This window comes from Okeania sp. SIO2B9, from assembly GCF_010672505.1.
GTDB lineage: Bacteria > Cyanobacteriota > Cyanobacteriia > Cyanobacteriales > Microcoleaceae > Okeania > Okeania hirsuta.
In genome coordinates this window covers 1-2005 of record NZ_JAAHGK010001350.1, presented here as the reverse complement: position 1 = coordinate 2005, position 2005 = coordinate 1, and the positions used below count along the sequence as shown (strand labels likewise).

Sequence of the window (2005 nt, the reverse complement as noted above, 5' to 3'; positions counted from 1 at the left end):
CTCTTACAGAAAACCTAGAAGCTTCTGAAGTAGTTAAGCTTTTAAATCAATATTTTGAAACAATGGTAGAGGCAGTATTTGACCATGAAGGAACTTTAGATAAGTTTATGGGGGATGCTTTAATGGCTGTTTTTGGTGCACCATTACCTTTAGAAAATCATGCTTTAATGGCGGTTAAAACTGCTTTAGATATGCGTCATCGTCTCCGAAAATTTAATGAGTCTCGTCCCGATAGACCACAATTTAAAATTGGTATTGGTATTAGTTCAGGGGAGGTAGTATCTGGTAATATTGGTTCTAAAAAACGAATGGATTATACAGTAATCGGTGATGGTGTAAATTTGAGTTCCCGTTTAGAATCAATTACTAAACATTATGGCTGCGATATTATTTTAAGTGAGTTTACTTATGAACTTTGTCGCGATTATGTTAGGGTCAGAGAATTGGATAAGGTTAAAGTTAAAGGTAAGCAAAAATCTGTAAGTATATATGAATTGATTGGTGCAATTTCAGATAATATTGACCAGGAAACAGAACAGTTTTTAGAACTTTATTCTAGAGCTAGAAAAGCTTATATGGAAAGGAATTTTGCTTTGGCTGTTAGTTACTTTGAGAGAGCTAAAAAAATGAGACCTGATGATGAAGCTGTTGGTACACATATTCAACGATCGGTTAAGCATATAACAAATCCACCACCAAATGATTGGGATGGAAGTTATACTATGATAACTAAATAGTTAAAGTTAGGAATATAGCAGAACAAAGAAGGAAGAATAAAGAAGGAAGAAGGAAAAACCTTGGGTTGTTTGAGTTTTTAAGCTTTTGATATTTCTGGGCAATTTGCTTAGACTGGATATAAGCAAGAATTCAATCCCAATTGAATACTTGACTAAATGCCAACTACTTAATAATTAATAATGTTTTAAATTTGTCGGTCTAAAAAATTTGGATGTATGATAAATTAAGCAATTATCTATATAAGTAGATAGATAAAATTATTTGTATACTTACTACTCAGATATATTTTCTGTTCAATTATTCTCTATACCCCCAAATACTTAATATGAAATTGACAATATTCGCAATCATAATGATTTTATCCCAACTTGGCTGGATAAATTCAGCAAAAGCAGCTAACCCAGCAGCTATTAGAAGACTATTAAAAACTAATGAATGTTCGGGATGTGACCTTAGTAAAGCAAACTTATATAATGCTAACTTGATTGGAGCTGACCTTGAAGGTGCAAATCTTGAAGGAGCAAATTTATCTGGGGCAAATCTTGCTGTTACTAATCTTATTGGTGCTAATCTTTCTAATGCCAATCTCTCTAGAGCAAAAATGAATGATGCAGATCTTCGAGGTGCAGATTTAACAGATACTTACCTAGCTCATGCTAATTTATCTAGAGCTTATCTGACAGGAGCAACTTTAGAAAATGCTAATCTATTTGAAGCTAATTTGATTGAATCTGTTGTTAGTGGGGCTAATTTTTCTAATGCAAATTTACGTCAGTCATATTGGTTGAGAGCTAATTTAGAAAATGCCAATATGAGTGAGTCTGACCTTTTTAATGCTGATATGCGTCAAGCAAATTTGAAAGATGTAAATTTTTCTAATGCGAACCTTGCTAAAGCAAAACTAATTGAAACAAATATAACTCTTGCTAATCTTAGTGGAGCTAATTTAGAAGGGGTTAATTTGCGTGGTACAACCATAGGTCCAAGTGTATGTTTACTCACTAATTTTATTGCTTGTGCTCCTGAAAAAATAGTTCCTGAAGTACTTCCTGAAGTAGCTCCTAAAGTAGTTCCTGAAGTTCAAGAAGAAGGTAAAGAAAAGGTTTATAAATAAATATTTTGGAGTCAATTAAGTTATCAGTTAGCCTTCTCCAGAGGAGCTGCAGACTTCAGTTATCAGTATCGCTTGAAATAGGAAGGCAAGAAAATGCAGAATTTTCTTTTTTATCCCCTTAAAAGGGGAGGTTTGATAACTTATTTTTGTGGA

At 33.1% G+C, this 2005-nt stretch carries 2 protein-coding genes; both read left to right on the top strand.

What is annotated here, in order from left to right:
• Positions 1-737, top strand: a 737-nt coding sequence (locus F6K13_RS30625) for an adenylate/guanylate cyclase domain-containing protein (RefSeq protein WP_287289491.1), incomplete at its 5' end; no start/stop codon positions are given.
• Between the two features lie 326 nt (positions 738-1063).
• On the top strand, positions 1064-1852 hold the full coding sequence (locus F6K13_RS30620; RefSeq protein WP_124155413.1) for a pentapeptide repeat-containing protein: 789 nt from the start codon (positions 1064-1066) through the stop codon (positions 1850-1852).
• Positions 1853-2005 lie beyond the last annotated feature (153 nt).

Excerpts from the sequence above, each read along its gene's own strand:
- F6K13_RS30620 (WP_124155413.1), top strand. The coding sequence starts at position 1,064 with ATGAAATTGACAATATTCGCAATCATAATGATTTTATCCCAACTTGGC.